Annotated in this window: 13 protein-coding genes; 10 read left to right on the top strand and 3 right to left on the bottom strand. The window is 72.2% G+C overall.

What is annotated here, in order from left to right:
- Window positions 1–97: 97 nt before the first annotated feature.
- From ACQP2O_RS09260 to ACQP2O_RS09305, 10 genes are all read left to right on the top strand, one after another.
- Entirely contained in the window at window positions 98–649 is a 552-nt protein-coding gene (locus ACQP2O_RS09260) for a M48 metallopeptidase family protein (RefSeq protein ID WP_433190972.1), read from the top strand.
- The gene (locus ACQP2O_RS09265; protein WP_433181787.1) at window positions 646–1236 is read left to right on the top strand and encodes a DUF2064 domain-containing protein; all 591 of its coding nucleotides are present in this window, start codon (window positions 646–648) and stop codon (window positions 1234–1236) included. Before ACQP2O_RS09260 ends, ACQP2O_RS09265 begins: the two co-directional genes overlap by 4 nt.
- A gap of 206 nt (window positions 1237–1442) precedes the next feature.
- Window positions 1443–2432, top strand: coding sequence for a LacI family DNA-binding transcriptional regulator (locus ACQP2O_RS09270; RefSeq protein ID WP_433181788.1), 990 nt, complete (start codon window positions 1443–1445; stop codon window positions 2430–2432).
- A gap of 19 nt (window positions 2433–2451) precedes the next feature.
- Window positions 2452–3651: an extracellular solute-binding protein gene (locus ACQP2O_RS09275; protein WP_433181790.1), complete on the top strand. Its 1200-nt coding sequence runs from the start codon at window positions 2452–2454 to the stop codon at window positions 3649–3651.
- A 40-nt stretch (window positions 3652–3691) separates the two neighbouring features.
- Window positions 3692–4777 carry an ABC transporter ATP-binding protein gene (locus ACQP2O_RS09280; RefSeq protein WP_433181792.1) on the top strand — a complete coding sequence of 362 codons (1086 nt, stop codon included), beginning with the start codon at window positions 3692–3694 and terminating at the stop codon, window positions 4775–4777.
- Window positions 4778–5698, top strand: a complete 921-nt coding sequence (locus ACQP2O_RS09285; protein ID WP_433181794.1) for an ABC transporter permease — start codon at window positions 4778–4780, stop codon at window positions 5696–5698.
- Window positions 5695–6570, top strand: a complete 876-nt coding sequence (locus tag ACQP2O_RS09290) for an ABC transporter permease (protein ID WP_433181796.1) — start codon at window positions 5695–5697, stop codon at window positions 6568–6570. Before ACQP2O_RS09285 ends, ACQP2O_RS09290 begins: the two co-directional genes overlap by 4 nt.
- Window positions 6567–7307, top strand: a complete 741-nt coding sequence (locus ACQP2O_RS09295) for a 5-deoxy-glucuronate isomerase (protein WP_433181797.1) — start codon at window positions 6567–6569, stop codon at window positions 7305–7307. Before ACQP2O_RS09290 ends, ACQP2O_RS09295 begins: the two co-directional genes overlap by 4 nt.
- Before the next feature lie 4 nt (window positions 7308–7311).
- Window positions 7312–8499, top strand: coding sequence for a UxaA family hydrolase (locus ACQP2O_RS09300; protein ID WP_433181799.1), 1188 nt, complete (start codon window positions 7312–7314; stop codon window positions 8497–8499).
- Window positions 8496–9857 (top strand): mannitol dehydrogenase family protein, encoded by a 1362-nt coding sequence (locus ACQP2O_RS09305; protein WP_433181801.1) that lies wholly within the window; start codon window positions 8496–8498, stop codon window positions 9855–9857. Before ACQP2O_RS09300 ends, ACQP2O_RS09305 begins: the two co-directional genes overlap by 4 nt.
- 12 nt (window positions 9858–9869) lie before the next feature.
- Here the strand turns inward: ACQP2O_RS09305 and ACQP2O_RS09310 are convergent, their stop codons facing one another.
- Genes ACQP2O_RS09310 through ACQP2O_RS09320 form a run of 3 tightly spaced genes read right to left on the bottom strand, consistent with a single transcriptional unit; the run spans window position 9870 to window position 14700 of the window.
- Window positions 9870–11075 (bottom strand): JmjC domain-containing protein, encoded by a 1206-nt coding sequence (locus tag ACQP2O_RS09310; RefSeq protein WP_433181803.1) that lies wholly within the window; start codon window positions 11073–11075, stop codon window positions 9870–9872.
- The gene (locus ACQP2O_RS09315; RefSeq protein ID WP_433181805.1) at window positions 11069–12241 is read right to left on the bottom strand and encodes a hypothetical protein; all 1173 of its coding nucleotides are present in this window, start codon (window positions 12239–12241) and stop codon (window positions 11069–11071) included. The genes ACQP2O_RS09310 and ACQP2O_RS09315 overlap by 7 nt, the downstream gene beginning before the upstream one ends.
- Window positions 12238–14700: a DUF6624 domain-containing protein gene (locus ACQP2O_RS09320; protein ID WP_433181807.1), complete on the bottom strand. Its 2463-nt coding sequence runs from the start codon at window positions 14698–14700 to the stop codon at window positions 12238–12240. The genes ACQP2O_RS09315 and ACQP2O_RS09320 overlap by 4 nt, the downstream gene beginning before the upstream one ends.
- Window positions 14701–14843 lie beyond the last annotated feature (143 nt).

Genomic DNA, 14843 nt, shown 5'->3' on the forward strand with positions numbered 1-14843 from the left:
CACCCCCTGTGGAGAAAACGAAGTTTTCGGTACGGTGCTTAGCGTGCCCCCCACTGGCGAGATCGAGGTGCGTCGCAGCGCCCGGCGCCGGCGGACCATCACCGCACGTCGAGACGGCGACAAGACCGTCGTGATGGTGCCAGCCGGCCTGAGCGCCGCCGAAGAGCGCGAATGGATCGACACTGTCCTCAAACGCCTGGCCGCTCGCGAGCGGCGCAGGCACCCGAACGACGACGCGCTCTTCGATCGCGCGCGTGAGCTTTCGCGGCGCTACCTCGACGACCGGGCGGTCCCGGCCAGCGTCCGCTGGGTCACCAACCAGCGGAGCCGCTGGGGCTCGTGCACCCCGGAGGACGGCACCATCCGGCTGTCGGCGCAGCTACGGGGGATGCCGGGCTGGGTCGTCGACTACGTCCTGCTGCATGAGCTGGCCCACCTGATCGTCCCCGGGCACGGTCCGCCGTTCTGGAAGCTGGTCAACCGCTATCCCCGGACCGAGCGGGCGCGCGGTTACCTCGAGGGGGTGGCCGCCACGGCCGGACTGCCCCTGATGGACGGCGATCCGCCGCGCGACCGGCTCGCCGAGGCCGGCGACGCGGGACGGGGTTTCGACGGAGACCTGGCCCTGGACGGAGACTCCGGCGCGTGACAGACAGGTTCGCCGCCGTCCTTGCCCGTACGGACGCCGCGGCGCCTCCTGGCGCCGACCCCGACGAATACCGGCTCGCCCTGCTGGAGGACACCTACGAGGTGGTCGCCGGGCTGGAGTTCGTCACGCCCGTGCTCGCGCTGACCGCCCCCGATCCGGCGGCGGAGGCCGTGACCTGGCCGGGCACGCCCGTTCTCCGTGTCGCCGGGCTCGAGGATCTGCTGCGCGCCCTGCACGATCTCGGCGCCGAGCAGGCCGCCATCGTCGCGCCCGACGCGCCGGACCTGCCGGCCCTGCTTCTCGGCAAACTGTTCCGCGCCCTCGGCAGCGGACAGGTCGCCGTCTGCCCGGCTGCGGGCGGCGGGCTGGTCGCGCTGGCGGCCCGGCTGCCGGCACCGCCCTGGCTCGACGGGGTCGGCCTGGACACTCCTGACGCCCCCGCCCGGCTGCGCGCCGCCGCCGGCACCCAGGGCGCCGTACGCTCCGCGCCGGGCTGGCACCGGCTGCGCACGCCCGCCGACGTCTCCCTCCTCGACCCCGGCCTGGAGGGCTGGGACAACACGCGCGCGCTACTCGCGGGTCACTGACCCGGCCATTCGCCGGTCACTCACCCGGTCATACGCCGGTCACCGACACGGCCATTCGCAGGTCGCTGTCGGTCACCCGCTGGTCACTGTCGCGGTCACTCGCAGGTCACTGACCGGGTTACGGCTTTATGTCCGGAAAGTTACATTGACCGACTCTGCAAAGGATTGCAGAGTTTCATGCATCCGACCCACCCCAAGGAGTCGCGGTGCCGGTGACCATCCAGGACGTCGCCCGTGAGGCGGGAGTTTCGGTTTCCACCGTCTCCCGGGCCTTCACGGTTCCCGACCTGGTCAGGGACGAGACCCGGCAGCACGTGCTCCAGACCGCGGAGCGGCTGGGCTACCGCCCGAACCGCGCCGCCCGGGGACTGATCACCGGCAAGACCGGAAACTTCGGGGTGATCGTTCCTGATCTGTCCAACCCGTTCTTCCCCACCGTTCTGAAGGGCGTCCAGGCCCGGGCCCGCGAGGCGGACTACGCCGTCTTCCTCGCGGACTGCGACGAGAACGCCACTGAGGAGATCGCCCTCGTCCAGGCCATGGCCAAACAGGTCGACGGCGTGATCCTCTGCTCGTCGCGGATGTCACCGAGCCAGCTCGAACGCGTGGTGGGGACGACGACCCTCGTTTTCATCAACCGCCCGGTGCGCGACCATCCGACCGTGCTGATGGGCGCGGCCGGTGGGATGCGCCAGGCCATCGATCATCTCGCGGCGCTCGGGCACCGCCGGGTCGCGTTCCTGAACGGCCCGAAGGCGTCCTGGTCGAACCGGGAGCGACGGCGCGGCCTGCGTCACAGCGCCCGGCACGACATGGAGATCGTGGAGCTGGGGCCGTTCGCCCCGCGCTTCGAGGCCGGGCCGCACGCGGCCGACCTGGCGATCGCCGAGGGCGTCACCGCGATCATCGCCTTCAACGACCTCCTGGCACTGGGGGTGATGTCGCGGCTGGCCGACCGGGGCGTCTCGGTGCCCGGGGAGATGAGCGTCGTCGGCTTCGACGACATTCCGATGGCGGGCATGGCCACCCCGCCGCTGACCACCGTCGCCATGCAGAACGAACGGGCCGGCCGCGCCGCCGTTGACCTGCTCGTGAACCTCCTGACCGTCTCCGGCGCCGAAGCGGGGGATCTCCGCCGGGAACTCGACTGCCAGCTGATCGTGCGGGCCTCGACCGGCGTTCCCGCCCGATCGTGACCGGAAGGAAAGATCCCTCATGCGCGCTAAGAAGTGGTGCCTCGCGACGGCGTTCGTCCTCGTGGCGGGCGCCTGCGGTTCGCCGAACTCGGGGGGCGGGGCGAAGGACGTCACCCCCGACAAGGTGCCCGACAACCCGAAGAACCCGGTGACCCTCAACATCATCGACGTCGCGGGCAACCTGCAGCTCACCCAGGGGATGATCGACGAGTTCGTCAAGTCGCACTCCAAGGTGATCAAGAAGGTCACCTACACGAAGGCGACCGCCCCGGAGCTGCCCGGCAAGATCAAGGCGCAGCAGAGCGCCGGTCAGGTGCAGATCGGGCTCGTGCTCACCGGCACCGACGGCCTGTCCGCCGGCATCGACCAGAACCTGTGGGTCAAGACCGACGACTACTCGAGCCGCATCGGCAACCCGAACTACCAGGCGCCGGCGGCCAAGATGCAGGAGCTGGCGCAGGGGCACGGCATGGAGCTCGTGTACAGCCCCGCCGGCCCGCTCCTCGAGTACAACCCGCAGAAGGTCCCCAACCCGCCGACGACGACCCAGGAACTGCTCGCCTGGGCCAAGGCGCACCCGAAGAAGTTCCAGTACGCCCGGCCCGCCAACTCCGGCCCCGGCCGTACGTTCCTGATGGGTCTGCCGTATCTCCTCGGTGACTCCAACCCCAAGGACCCGAAGGCCGGCTGGACCAAGACCTGGGCCTACCTGCAGGACCTCGGCAAGTACGTCGACTACTACCCGTCCAAGACGTCGGAGGTGATGACCAACCTGGCCAACGGGTCGGCCGACATGGTCGCCACCATGACCGGCTGGGACATCAACCCGCGGGCGCTCGGCCAGGTGCCGCCGGGCGTCAAGGTCACCTACCTCAAGGGCATGCACTGGGTGAACGACGCGCAGTACGCCGTCATCCCGCGCGGAGTCTCCGCCGACGTCCTCTCCGCGGACATCCAACTGATCAAGTCGATGCTCACTCCCCAGCAGCAGGCCAAGGCGTACGACACCGGCTACTTCTACCCCGGTCCGGCGGTCAACGGGGTCACCCTCTCCATGGCCCCGCCGAAGTCCCAGCAGGTGATCCAGCAGTTCGGCCGCCCCGAGTACGACAAGTGGCTCACCCAGTTCCCCATGGAGACGTCGCTGCCCGCCGAGCAGCAGACCGCGGCCTTCGACCAGTGGGACCGGACCGTCGGTGGCGGAAAGGTGCACAAGTGAGCCGGGCGTCGGCCCGGCGCGGCACCCGCGAGGAGCGGAAGTGAGCCAGACCAAGATCTCCGAGCTGCGGCTCGACCACGTCACCCGTGAGTTCGGGGGTGTCCGCGCCCTCGACGGGCTCGACCTGACCATCACCGGCGGCGAGTTCGTGGCCCTCCTCGGCCCCTCCGGTTGCGGCAAGTCGACCGCCCTGAACTGCCTGGCCGGGCTGCTGCCGCTGACCGGCGGCGCGATCTCGCTCGACGACCGCCGGATCGACGGCCTGCCGCCGGAGCAGCGCGGGTTCGGCATGGTGTTCCAGAACTACGCGCTGTTCCCGCACATGTCGGTGCGCGGCAACATCGGCTTCGGCCTGCGGATGGCCAAGGTCCCGAAGGCCGACGCTCGCCGCCGCGTCGAGGAGGCGCTCAACCTCGTCCAGCTCACCGACCACGCCGACAAGTTCCCCGGGCAGCTCTCCGGCGGCCAGCAGCAGCGCGTCGCGATCGCCCGCGCGATCGTCCTCGAGCCGCCGCTCGTGCTGATGGACGAGCCGCTGTCGAACCTCGACGCCAAGCTCCGGCTGGAGATGCGCACCGAGATCAAGCGCATCCACCAGACGCTCGGCCTGACCACCATCTACGTCACGCACGACCAAGAGGAAGCGCTTTCTCTGGCCGATCGGCTGGTCCTGCTCCGCGAGGGCAGGGTGCAGCAGATCGGCTCGCCCGAGCACGTCTACACCGAGCCGGCCAACCGGTTCGTCGCCGGCTTCATGGGCTACCGCAACGAGCTCGAGCTGCCGGTCAAGCAGGTCAACGAGAAGACCGTCGTACTCGACGGCCTCGGGGACGGCGGGCTCACCGGCGTCCGGCGCGACGACCTCGGCGAGCGGGCGGTCGCCGCGATCCGGCCCGAGGACTTCACCGTCGGCGCCGGTCCGAACGCCACCGAGGTCGCCGTCGAGGTCGTGGAGTACCAGGGCCGCGAGCAGGCCATCCAGGCCCGTACGGACGACGGCGTCGAGCTGCACCTGCGGGCCGGGACGCGCCTGGCGCCCGGCGACCGGGTGACGGTGTCGGTGCCGCCGGAGCGGGTGCTGGTCTTCGCCGCCGAGAGCCCGGCGGCGCCCGAGGAGGTGGCGTAGGTGGCGGCGGTCGCCCAGCCGCGGATCGCGCTGCGGCACCGGCTCGCCGAGCGCGGCGTCGACCGTACGCTGCTGCTCCTGCTGCCCGCGGTCGTCTTCGTCGTCGCGCTGTTCATCTATCCCTTCGTGTACGGGCTGCAGTTGTCGTTCCAGCCGCAGCCCGGTTCGGAGGCGGTGAGTAAGTACGGGTCCGGGCCGTTCGCCGACTACCGGAACTTCTTCGGCGACTCCTACCTGCGCGACACGATCTGGACGACCCTGAAGATCGGCCTGCCGGCGGCGCTGTTCAACGTCCTGGCCTCGGTGCCGATCGCGTACCGGATGCGGGGCAGGTTCCGCGGCAAGCGCACCATCACGACGATCCTCGTCGTGCCGATCACGCTCGGCACGGTGCTCACCGCCGAGGGCCTGCTCGCGTTCATGGGGCCGACCGGGTGGCTCAACCGGATCCTCATGGACATCGGGATCGTCGACCAGCCGGTGCGCCTCACGCACAACTACTGGGGCGTCGTCTTCTCGCTCGTCATCACCGGCTTCCCCTTCGCCTTCCTGCTCACGCTGTCGTACCTCACCGGGATCGACCCGACGCTGGAGCGCGCGGCGGCGACGCTGGGGGCGGGCTGGTGGCAGCGGTTCCGGACCATCACCCTGCCGCTGCTGGCACCGGGTCTGGCCATCACGTTCTGCCTGTCGTTCGTGCTGGCCTTCTCGGTGTTCCCCTCGGCGATCATGGTCGGTGAGCCCGCGCGGCAGACACGGGTGATCTCCATCGCCGCGTTCCACGCCGCCTTCGAGCAGTACGACTACTCCATGGCCTCGGCCATCGCGATGATCATGGGCGCCGTCGAGCTGATCGTGATCGGCCTCGTCCTCGGCTGGCGCGCCCGCCTGTACCGCGGAGCCACGGGAGGGAAGGGATGACCACTCTCACCGAAGCCCGGCCGCCCGTCACGGAGGAGAAGGCGCCCAGGCGGGTCGCGCTGCGGCCCGGGGCCTGGATCGTCTGGGGCGCGGTCGTCTTCTTCCTGCTCATCCTCGTCGGCATCGTCGGCGCGGTCGTCGTGAACTCCTTCGGCACCAAGTGGTTCGGCGGCTGGCTGCCGAAGGGCTGGACGAGCCACTGGTACGGCGCGACGTGGAAGGAGTTCGACCTCGGCAGCGTCCTCACCGTGACGCTGGAGGTCGCGATCTCCGTGGTCGTGATCTCGGTCATCGTCGGGGTCCCCGCCGCGTACACGCTGGCCCGCCGGAACTTCCCCGGCAAGCGGGTGCTCATGGTGGCGTTCCTGCTGCCGATCCTCATCCCGCCGATCACGTACGGCGTGCCGCTGGCCACCGTGCTGTACAAGTTCCACCTGGCCGGGAAGCTGAGCGGTGTGATCCTGGCCAACCTGGTGCCGGCGGTGCCGTTCGTCATCCTGGTGATGACGCCGTTCATCGAGCAGATCGACCCGAAGATCGAGGCGGCGGCCCGCATGTGCGGCGCCAAGACCTGGGTGATCTTCACCCGGATCCTCGGCCCGCTGCTCGTTCCCGGCATGCTCGCCGCGGCCATCCTCGTCCTCGTGCGGACGGTCGGCATGTTCGAGCTGACGTTCCTCACCGCCGGGGCCGACAGCCAGACCCTCGTCGTCGCGCTGTACTACTCGGTCTCGGCGGCGGGCATCCGCGCGCAGCAGGAGATCGACGCGATGGCGGTCATCTACACCCTGTCCATGCTCGTGCTGCTCGTCGCGGCACTGCGTTTCGTCAACCCCACCCAGCTGGTCACCCAGATCAAGGAGAGAGATTGAAGACCCTGCTGACCCCGGGCAAGGACACCGAGCTGATCGGCCTCGACGTGGCCGACCTGGCCGAGGGCGAGACCCTGGAGCTGACCCGCGAGGAGGAGATCGTCGCGGTGGTCCTCTCGGGCGTCGTCGACGTCGACGGGCTGGGCACGGCCGGCGGCCGTAGCGGCGTGTTCGAGGGGCCGGGCCACACGGTGTACGCCCCGCCGGGACACGCGCTGACGTTCCGGGCGACCGGCGGCCCGGCGCAGATCGTCATCGCGACCGCCCCGCTGGGCGACGGTACGCCCGCCCAGGCGCGGATCATCGGCCCGGACGACCAGCAGGTCGACGAGCGCGGTGAGGGCAACTGGTCCCGTACGGTCCGGACGGTCCTCGGCCCGGACGACGACGCCGGGCGGCTGCTGTTCGGGGAGACGATCAACCCGCCGGGGAACTGGTCGAGCTACCCGCCGCACAAGCACGACACCCATGAGCCGCCCCGCGAGGTGAAGCTCGAGGAGGTCTACCTGTTCAAGTTCGAGCCGGGGAACGGCTTCGGCGTCCAGATCCGCTACGACGGCGAGGGCGAGGAGGTCTTCACCGTCCGCGACGGCGACGTCGCCGCGATCCCGGCCGGCTACCACCCGGTCGTCGCCGCCCCCGGCTACTCGATGTGCTACCTGTGGTTCATGGCCGGCGAGGGCCGGCGGATGATCCCCTACCTCGACCCCGAGCACGCCTGGGTGCAGAACGGCTGACGGCATGAAGACTCGGCGTGAGGATGTCGCGGTGGCGCGGGCCGGTGCGGGCCCGCGGGAGCACGAGTCCGGCGAGGCCGCGCCGGCGACCTTCCAGGGGATCGTCCGCCCGGACGGGCGGGTCGGCACCCGGAACCACATCGGCATCCTCACGTCGGTGAACTGTTCCGCGACGGTCGCGAAGATGATCGCGAGCCGGTCGGCGGCCCTCGCGGAGGAGTTCCCGAACGTCGACGGCGTCGTGGCCCTCACGCACGGCACGGGCTGCGGGATGGCCGCCGACGGCGACGGCATCCGGCTGCTGCGGCGCACCCTGAACGGCTACGCCCGCCACCCGAACTTCGCCGCCCTGCTCGTGGTCGGGCTCGGCTGCGAGGTGGCCCAGCTCACCGGGTTCGACCTGCCCGAGGGCACGCCGACGATGACGATCCAGGGGATGGGCGGCACGGCGGCGACCGTACGGCACGGCGTCGAGCTGGTGCGCGAGCTGCTGCCCGAGGCGGACCGGGTCGAGCGCACGCCGGTGCCCGTCTCCGAACTCGTGCTCGGCCTGGCCGACACCGGCACGGGCGGGCCCGCGAACCCGGCGCTCGGCGCGGCGGCCGACCTGCTCGTCCGGCACGGCGGCACCGCCGTCCTGGCCGGCACACCGCAGGTGTACGCCGCCGAGCACCTGCTGACGCGCCGCGCCGCCGCACCGGCGGTGGCGGAGCCGCTCGCCGACCGGATCCACTGGTGGGAGCGACACGTCGGCCTCCCGTCGCCGAGCGAGCCGGACGCGCCGGAGCGGGCGGTGGCGAAGGGCGGCACGTCGCCGCTGACCGCGGTCCACGAGTACGCCGAGCCCGTGACCGGGCGCGGGCTCGTCTTCATGGACACTCCCGGGCAGGTCGCCGTGTCCGCGACCGGGCAGATCGCGGGCGGCGCGACCGTCATGTGCGTCACGACCGGCGGTGGCCCGGCGGACGGCTGCCGGCCGGTGCCCGGCCTGAACCTGGCCGCGACGCCGGAGGCCTACCGCGCGATGGCCGAGGACATGGACCTTGACGTCTCGGCCGGGGATGCCGCGATGATGGGCGAGCGGATCTTCCGGCTGGTGCTGGAGGTCGCCTCGGGCCGCCGGACGGCGGGCGAGGAGCTCGGCCCCGGAGACGAAGAGTTCGCGCCCTGGCAGATCGGGGCGGTGATGTGAGTACCGATCAACTGGAGGACACCATGCGGCTGTCACTGACGACCCGGCCGCGGCAGGTGCCGTCGTCGGTGGGGATCGTGCACCTGGGAATCGGCGCGTTCCACCGGGCGCACCAGGCGGTCTACACCGAGGACGCCGGCGACGGCTGGGGGATCTGCGGCATCACCCAGCGCAGCGCGGCGGTGGCCGACCGGCTCGCCCCGCAGGACGGGCTGTACAGCGTGCTCGAACGCGGCCCCGAGGGCGTGTCGGCGCGGATCATCGGCTCGGTCCGGGAGGTGCTCACCGGCGACGCGACCGCCGACCGGATCGCCGATCCGGAGGTGCGGGTCGTCTCGCTGACCGTGACGGAGAAGGGCTACCGGCACGACCCGGCGACCGGGCGGCTCCGCCTCGACGACCCGGAGATCTGCCTGGACATCACCGGTCGCGAGCCGCGTACGGTCATCGGCCGGCTCGTCCGCGGTCTGGCCCGGCGGGAGGCGCCGGTGACCGTCCTGTGCTGCGACAACCTGACGGCCAACGGGGCGACGCTGCGCGGACTGGTCGAGGAGTACGCCGAGCGGGCGGGCGTGAAGATCACCTGTGACATGGCGTTCCCGGCCACGATGGTCGACCGGATCGTCCCCGCGACCACGGCCGAGGACCTGGACGAGGCCGAACGCCTCCTCGGGGTCCGCGACCAGGGCGTGGTGGTGACCGAGCCGTTCACGCAGTGGGTGATCGAGGACTCCTTCGCCGCGGGCCGTCCCGCCTGGGAGAAGGCCGGAGCGATCTTCACCGAGGACGTCGCGCCGTACGAGCTGATGAAGCTGCGCCTGCTCAACGGCACGCACTCGATGCTGGCCTACCTCGGCGCGCGGTTCGAGTACGTCTCCGACGCGGTCGACGTGCTCGGCGATGCCCTGCGCCTCTACATGGACGAGGACGCGACCCCGACGCTCACCGTCCCGACCGGATTCGACCTGGAGGAGTACAAGGCGTCGCTGCTGACGCGCTTCGCCAACCCGGCGCTGAAGCACCGGACGGCGCAGATCGCGATGGACGGCTCGCAGAAGCTCCCGCAGCGCCTGCTCGGCGTCGTCCGCGACCGGCTCGCGGCCGGGGCGGAGCCGCGCTGGGCGGCGCTGGCCGTCGCGGCCTGGATGCGGCACGTCTGGACCGCCAAGACGCTCGACGACCCGCTCGCCGACCACCTGCGCATGGCCGTCGCCCGCGCGGTCCGGCCGGCCGAGGTGGTGGACGCGCTGCTGGGGATCACCGAGGTCTTCGGCCCGGACCTCCGCGAGTCCAGGGTGTTCCGCGACCTGCTGGTCGAGCACCTGGCGTGGCTGACCTCCGGAGCGTCCCCCTACTGACGCCGAGGCCGGTCAGTCGACGCGCGTGATGCCGCGGAAGCTCTCCAAGGACACGAGCAGTCGTCGTACCTCTTCGGTGGCGGGCAGGTCGCCCACGCGCACCGGGTCCCCGGAGGACAGCGGTGACAGGATCGTCCGCAGGTCGTCCGGGGAGAACGGCGTGCGGACCGTGTGCCCGTTGACGGCGCACCTGCCGTTGCCGTCCCACAGCACCGGGAACCGCACGTCCCCGCGCACGACCGTGTCGTCGAGGATCGTGCGGTGCGCGGCCGGTGCCGGGACGGGTTCGAACCCGCAGGCCGTCCAGCGGCGGAGCGACACCTCACCGACCCGGTCCGGGGGAACCGCCGGGACGGCGTGCCGCAGCGCCGGGGGGAGGTCCGGCGCGAGCCGGCCCGTATCGTCCGGGCCGGGAGCGGTCAGCGCGGCGTCCACCGGCGGCAGCCGGCGGGCGGCCAGGGCGCCGTCCCTGCCGCCCATCAGTGCCGCGTCGACGCCGACGAGGACGTCCTGCAGGTCGTAGCCGGCATGGTGCTCCTCACGGGGCACCCCGACGTTCACGCTGGTGGCGGGTCCGCTCCCGGCGCTCTCACCCACGTGGTAGTAGCTCGCCGGCCAGTACAGCAGGTCCCCGGGCTCGACCTCGGCCGCGAAGGACTCCGGCACGTACGGCTGGTAGTCCAGGACCGTGGACACCGGCTCGCTCCACGGCCGCTCCGTCCAGAAGCGCATGCGCTTGTGCCCGCGGAGCCCGAACATGAAGGTCGCGAACCGGTCCTTGTGCACCCCGACCGGGCTGTGCTCGTACGTGCCGTGGAACAACGTGGTGATCGCCCCGGTCAGCGGCAGGCCGACCTGTTCCCACAGTCCCGCGTAGAACGCCCGCTCGCGCGTCCACAGTGCGGGATCGAAGGAGTGGAAGCCGTTGATGATCAGCGCGTAGCGGCGGCCGTCCAGCCGGGCGGTCAGCCGCGCGTCGTACCCGTCGAAGGAGCCGTCCTCGCCCTGCGGCAGGAGATCGCCGGGGTCCGGCTGCTGCGACCGCTCGACGGTGAACTGCGCCATCGCGGCAGGGGGCGGCGACGCGCGTACGGCGGCGCGGAACACGTCCTTCTCGGCGAACGGCGCCGACCCGACGGCCTTGTAGAGAACGGGCCGCCGGTCCCAGTACCGGGCGGCGAACGTCGCCCAGTCGAAGCTCTTCTCGATCGTCAGCATGAGCCTTCCAGGACCTCGATACCGCGCAGGGCGGACAGCCTGTGCAGAAGCGGAAGGAGACCGTCGCCGCCGGCGGTCAGCTCACCGACGGTGACCGGGGTCCGCAGCCGGTCGAGGAGACCGTCGGCCGACGTCCCGCGCACGGCGAACACGTGACCGTTGACCGCCCAGAGCGCGGCACCGGGCCCGTCCGGCATGCGGATGACTTCGCCGGTGAGCCGGACCAGGTGATCCGGTGTCAGCGCGGCGGGCGCGCCCGGGTCGGGGACCGGTTCGAGGCCGCAGGCGCTGACCCGCCGCGCCCACTGGACGCGCAGGATGCGGTTCAGCTCCGGGTCGCCGGCCGCGCCGCTCAGCGCCTCACCGGCGGCGACCAGCGGCGCGATCGGCGTGACCACGCCGTCCGGGTCGCGTGGCGGTGGGAACGGCAGGTACGGGACCCGCCCACCGTCGGCGCGCCGCGCCTGCAGAAGGTCGGCGACCAGGCCGGTCACCGCCGCGGACGGCAGGCGCGGATCCATCGGGATCCGGAGATGGAGCGCGAGACAGCCGTCCTGGTGGCTCTCCTGGACCCGCCGCCCGCCCGGCCGATAGAGCACATCTCCCGGCTCGACCCGCAGCGTCTCCCGGGGGCCGGCCGGCGGCGCGCTCTCGACCCGAACCTCCATCCGTCCGCGGAGCACCCAGGTCAGAACCGCGTGCGTCGACGCGTCGGCGGGCCCGTCGTCCCGGTCGAGGCCGTCGCCGATCGTCAGCTCCGCCACGACGGGCAGGACGGGGAACCCCACCCGCTGCCACAGCGGCCGGATCAGATCGCGAACCTGGGACCAGAGGGCGGCGTCCAGCATCAGCGGCTGCTCGACGGCGAGCAGGCTCGGTTCGCCGTCGAGGCGCTTCAGGTAGTGGTCCACCGTCGGGTCGTCCGGGCCGGGAAGCCGGTCGCCGGGAGCGCGGATCCGGCCGGCGGCGGTGAAGAACCGCACGTCCGGCAGCGCGCGGAACCTCGTGCCGGCGCGGAACGGCGCGGCGGCGGCGACGGCCACGTCGAAGGCACGGCCCGCGTCCACCGGTGGTTCGTCCTCCCGCCCGGGCAGGACGACGGGAGTCCTGTCCCAGTGACGGTCCGCGAGGGTGTCCCAGCCCACGGCGCTCTCATCGGTGGTCACGAGGCCCTGCCTTCCTGTGTCCCGGGGAGCGGGAACCGTCGCCGCAGGCGCGCCGCGTAGCGGTTCAGCGGTTCCATGCCCATGCGTCTCCGGCGCTCGTCGACCCGTTCGGGCCCTTCGATGGGAAAGGGCACGAGCCTGCCCTCGACCGCGCGGAACTTGGTGCCGAAGAGCTGCGGCCGGCCGTCCCGGACGCACAGCGCGTCCGTCACGTACGCGACCTGCCGCCAGGGCACGTCGCCGGCGGTCGCGGCACGACGGATGAGGGAGAGGCAGTGGTCCTGGAAGTCGGATGGCCCGTCGGCGTGCTGGACGAGACGGCACGCCGCCGCGGCCGCGGACCGCCCCACGAGAGTCTCGCCGGGCCAGCCGTACCGCGCCACGACGTCGCGCAGCCAGGTCATGGCCGTGCCGGTGAGCGCGGCCAGCCGTTCGTCGAGCTCGGTGTCGGCGAATCCGTCGTCGGCCCACCGGCTCCGCAACGCCGCGTCGACGCGGTCGAGTCGCAGCAACCGGCGGCGGATCTCCTCCGCGGCGCCTGCGGGCGTCGCCGGCGCCTCCAGGGGATCGAGCCGCAGCCGGACCTTCGTCCGGTCCCAGGTATAAGTGATCCGGCGGCCGGCCTGCGGCCAGTCGAAGGCGACCTCGCCGGCGTCCGGCCCGGACAGGCACAGCCGGACGCCGTACCGGGAGTCGGCGACGGTGTGGTCGGCGACGTCGCCGAAGACGTGCTCGACGGCGTCCCGGAGGGCCACGCCGAGGCCGGAGAGGTCGAGGTTCTCGCCGCGGCGTACCGCTGCCGCCGGTGGCCAGAGTTCGCCGATCGCGGACTCCGCCTCGTGGACGGAGGACGGCGGCTCGATGACGAGCAACGGCCCGCCGTCGGCCGCGCGAAAGAAGTAGGGGACGTCCAGCCGGGCCAGTTGCTCGAGTTCCCGCCGGCCGAAGACGGTGCCGTCGGGCGGCGACCCGGCATTCAGCGCCTCGGCGTACAGGGCGGTCGGCCTGGTGAGGACCCGGACGAACCGCCCGGCGGAGGCGTCCGCGAGGAGACGACGGACCCGGTCGCGGTGCACGCACATCAGCGTCCACGCGTCGAACATGCCGCGCAGGAACGCGGGCAGGTACCGGCCGTATCCGGTGTTTCCCAGCCGGTCGGCGATGACCGAGCGCGCCCGGGCCCGCGCGAACGGCTCGCGGGGGAGGACCAGCCGCAGCCCGCCTCCGGGCGCCGGAAGGAAGCAGGCCGCCGGGCCGTCCACGCCGCACCAGCGGGCCGCGTTCTCCAGCCCCGCGTGGTGGGTGCCGCCGTGGAGGGTGTCCGGCACCAGGCCGGTGTCGTACAGCCGCTCGACGGGCGCGAAGAACACCTCCAGATCGACCGGGTACAGCAACGGCTCGTCGTCGGCGGCGCGCGCACCGGCCAGGATGTTGCCCTCGCCGAGGTCGCCGATCCCGAAGCCGAAGCAGGCCGCGGTCAGCGAACCGGCACGATGCCAGAAGCGCGGTGCCTCGGCCGGGTCCAGGAGCGTCCCTTCGAGGCGGAGGCCCTCGTCCTCGGACCGGCGGATCGTGCCCCACTGCGCGGGTGGTTCGATCCACTCCTGCCAGGAATGGGTACGGTCGCCGTCGCTCGTGCAGCGCAGGACCGGCAGGCGGATCTCGCCGGACGCGGGTGGCAGCTCGTTCAGCAATGCGAACACCGACGCGGGCGGACCTTCGGGGAAGCCCTGCCCGGCGGTCCGGCTCTCGGCCAGGAACAGCGCCTCGCCGCCCGTCGGCCGTGGTTTGTAGGCGACGTGCCCGCCGCCCTCCATCCGGAGGCGGAGCACGCGCGCACCCCCGTTGTGCGTCTCCGCGTCGTGCGCCCACAACGCGGTGACCGGAGGCGCGAACTCCGGCTCCTCGAACCACGACCGGCGTAGATCCGCCTCAAGCCGGTCGCCGAACAGGTCCAGGAACGCCGCGAACCACGCCCACCGCCCGGGAACGACGTCGGTTCCCCGCCCGGCCGCGCAGGCGGTGAACGCCTCCGAGACGACGGGACCGAACAGGTCGGCGTTGGTCACGCTCAGCACGTCCGGCGCGACGACCGCGGCGAGGCGGCCGGCCGCCGTCCCGCACCAGGCGTCGATGCGGTCGAGCAGGTCGAGCAAGGGGGCGAACCGCGCCTCGCCGAAGGCGCACGTGAGAAGCCGTGCGTCGGCGTCACCGGCCAGGTGCCGGTCGATCGCGAGGACGCCCTCGGGGTGCCTCCGCGCCACGGGAGGGAACATGCCGCCCGCCGTGCCGGCGCGTACGGCGGCGACGACCCGTCGTACGGCGGGGGAGGGATCGAGCGTCTCCGGGGCCTCTGCCGACGCCACGGGCGGACCGGCCGTCTCCCACAGGACGTCGGTATCCAGCGGACACCCCCTAGCGCCGAGCGCCGTGCCGAGCAGCACCACGCCCGGCGCCATCGAGGCGCTGCTCGAGCAGGCTCAGATGCAGTAGATGCGGTGGCAGGTGCTGACCGCGGCGGATTCGCCGGTGGGGATGTCCTTCTCGAGGTCGCCGACGATGAGGTCGAGTGCCTGGCCGCTGGTGTCGTGCTGCATGGTGA

This window comes from Actinoallomurus sp. CA-150999 (assembly GCF_050942425.1).
In the GTDB taxonomy this organism is placed as follows: domain Bacteria; phylum Actinomycetota; class Actinomycetes; order Streptosporangiales; family Streptosporangiaceae; genus Actinoallomurus.